The following is a 2,143-nucleotide window of genomic DNA, read 5'->3' as shown; positions in this document are numbered from 1 at the left end:
TGAGCACATACTTAATACTCGGGGACGAAAATCGTTGGGCTATTTTTCTCCAAATGAAGTATTTTTAGCTCATCTAATGGCTGCATAACGTTTTATGGGTTTGTTGCGTTTCGACTGGGAATGGGCCGAGAGAAAATCGGAAATGCGGTTAAGTATACCAATAATGATGCCGCCAAATTATTGAGAGTTTCCGGTAATCTGGCAAACTCGATAACCTATCAGGTGGTGAAAAAATGAGACTGCCCAATATGGCAAGAACCATCCGGCGATTTTCGCAACCGTTAACTTTCATCACGGAAGTGATCACCACGAAAGATTTTAAGCCGGATTTTGCGGTGACACGAAAATCGATTGAAGGCGTGATCAGCAGTTTGTCGGATGAGGCAATTAACAAGGATAGTCTGGATTGGTCGCTGGAGTATTTCACGGTACATGTGCAACCGCAATATGCGGATTTGCTCGGTGTTTACTTGGAGTATAAAGGAAAAATATTTAAATCGATTAACCGTAAAGACTATAGCGATTATGGCTATGTGCGCTATGTCTTTGAGGAAGTGAAAGATAGTGAGATCACTAGTCGTCTATTGAAAGACTCGCGCCTAAATTCTGCATCTTAGTCAGTATTTTACTAAGTTCATCTTCGCTCAAGGCGAGTTGAGCGGCAATAAAAAATAAAATATGTTGATTCATTGTTCTTGGTTTTTCGCCCCCCGTGTATTTACGCCATTGATTAGCACCGGATAGCCCACACAATTCAGCCATTTGATTACCCGTAAAACTCATCTTATTTTTGAGTTTTTTTAAATCTTCTGTGGTTGGAGGCGTGTATTTTTTGATGATTCGCATAATGAAATGCCCTGTTAAGGGCATCCTTCTAAATAAATTTAATAATAATTGCGGTAATACCTGCCACAGCAGCAACTAAACTGGCAGAAACTGCGATTGGATACCAAATAGTTTCTTTATTTATTTTTGACGTTTCAGCCATTAGTTTACTAATTTCTGCTCTTATTTTTTCGATTTCGACATCGTGTAATGCTTTTACTTTTTCACTCATATTTCCTCCTGTTAGGGATGTTGGCTGCGGATTTCCGCTCCCTGTAATTACACTACAGCACCAAAGGGGCTAAATGTCAATGCAAAATACGGATTTACACCACAAAAACTACCAGCCACCGATCCAACGGTTGGCAATGGTGATTCGAGATACGCTAGAAGTTGCCGAAAACACGCTATTTATCGGCCGTGAAAATCTGGCGAATCAGGATTTTAACGCGCCTGTTATCAGTATTGAGCAATCGGGCAACAGTGAAGTGAAAGGCTTTAGCGAAACGTACCGACGAAACGTTGAGGTGATGTAAGCGTCGTTAAATCCGCACATTTTTTTACTTCTTCTAATTTGCCATCATGTTCATCTCTAAAAATTGAGGAGAAATATCAGATGGGAGTTTACCAAGCGTGTTGCTTAATAGTGAAATAAGAGTGTTTCGGTGATTGAAGTAAATTTTACGCTGTTCTGAGATGGAAATTCCAAAGACCTGCGCTAAGGAGTAAGAAGGTATCATCAATAAAGGGTCTACGATTCCGTAAAATTTGGGTCATGCAACCGAGGCGCTTGATACCCGCGATGGCGTGTTCAACACGAGTTTCGCAGTCTCTAAAAAAGAAGTATAAATTTAAAAACAAGAAAAAATCAGGATATTCATATTTTGTCCGGTTATCCATGCATTAAAGATATCTATAAAATATTCTTGTCAAGGAAGCAGCCTAGCGGCTGCAAATCGATATCGGGTAGAATGGTGGTACCTTGAACTTCTGGAAATCATATAAAATTACCCCCGTGCTTTCTGAATTCACTCCTCGCCCTCTAAGAGGCTGTCGCAAAAGGGGTGGAATTTTTTTTTCAACAATATCCCACCGTGCAGATTTTCTCTTTTTCTGATTTTAGTTTGTACAAATAATAGACTGAAAATCATCCATAATATCAGAGCAACCGCTCTTGATAAGTTATAGGCCATTGCATGCAGGGTAAATTCGAGCTTTACCGCTAATAATCCCTTACGCCGGAAACGTTCCAAACCCTGAATTCCCCGCAATGCTGAAAACACAGGTTCAACCATGCTCTTTCGCTGATTCAAGATTT

Annotated in this window: 6 protein-coding genes; 2 read left to right on the top strand and 4 right to left on the bottom strand. The window is 40.2% G+C overall.

Features of this window, described 5'->3' with window-relative positions; genetic code table 11:
• Nucleotides 1–233 precede the first annotated feature (233 nt).
• Complete coding sequence (locus CBG25_RS07915) at nt 234–617, top strand: hypothetical protein (protein ID WP_290605872.1); 384 nt, start codon at nt 234–236, stop codon at nt 615–617.
• On the opposite strand, the gene CBG25_RS07910 is transcribed toward CBG25_RS07915, so the two are convergent.
• On the bottom strand, nt 574–846 hold the full coding sequence (locus tag CBG25_RS07910) for an XRE family transcriptional regulator (RefSeq protein ID WP_290605871.1): 273 nt from the start codon (nt 844–846) through the stop codon (nt 574–576). The two genes, CBG25_RS07915 and CBG25_RS07910, sit on opposite strands and share 44 nt — an antisense overlap.
• A 28-nt stretch (nt 847–874) precedes the next feature.
• A complete protein-coding gene (locus CBG25_RS07905; RefSeq protein WP_135678451.1) occupies nt 875–1,057 on the bottom strand; it encodes a hypothetical protein in 183 nt (60 codons plus the stop codon).
• Nucleotides 1,058–1,130: 73 nt separating this feature from the next.
• Here CBG25_RS07905 and CBG25_RS07900 point away from each other — a divergent pair, with 73 nt between their 5' ends.
• Entirely contained in the window at nt 1,131–1,361 is a 231-nt protein-coding gene (locus CBG25_RS07900) for a hypothetical protein (RefSeq protein WP_290605868.1), read from the top strand.
• A gap of 145 nt (nt 1,362–1,506) precedes the next feature.
• Here CBG25_RS07900 and CBG25_RS07895 read toward each other — a convergent pair whose 3' ends face one another.
• Both CBG25_RS07895 and CBG25_RS07890 read right to left on the bottom strand, forming a co-directional pair.
• The gene (locus CBG25_RS07895) at nt 1,507–1,725 is read right to left on the bottom strand and encodes a hypothetical protein (RefSeq protein WP_290605867.1); all 219 of its coding nucleotides are present in this window, start codon (nt 1,723–1,725) and stop codon (nt 1,507–1,509) included.
• Nucleotides 1,726–1,853: 128 nt separating this feature from the next.
• The coding region (locus tag CBG25_RS07890; RefSeq protein ID WP_290605866.1) for a transposase at nt 1,854–2,143 on the bottom strand (290 nt) is incomplete at its 5' end.

Source organism: Arsenophonus sp. ENCA (genome assembly GCF_002287155.1).
GTDB classification, from domain to species: domain Bacteria; phylum Pseudomonadota; class Gammaproteobacteria; order Enterobacterales; family Enterobacteriaceae; genus Arsenophonus; species Arsenophonus nilaparvatae.
Note: the sequence above shows the minus strand (reverse complement) of the source record. Positions and strands in the feature narration are given on the sequence as shown.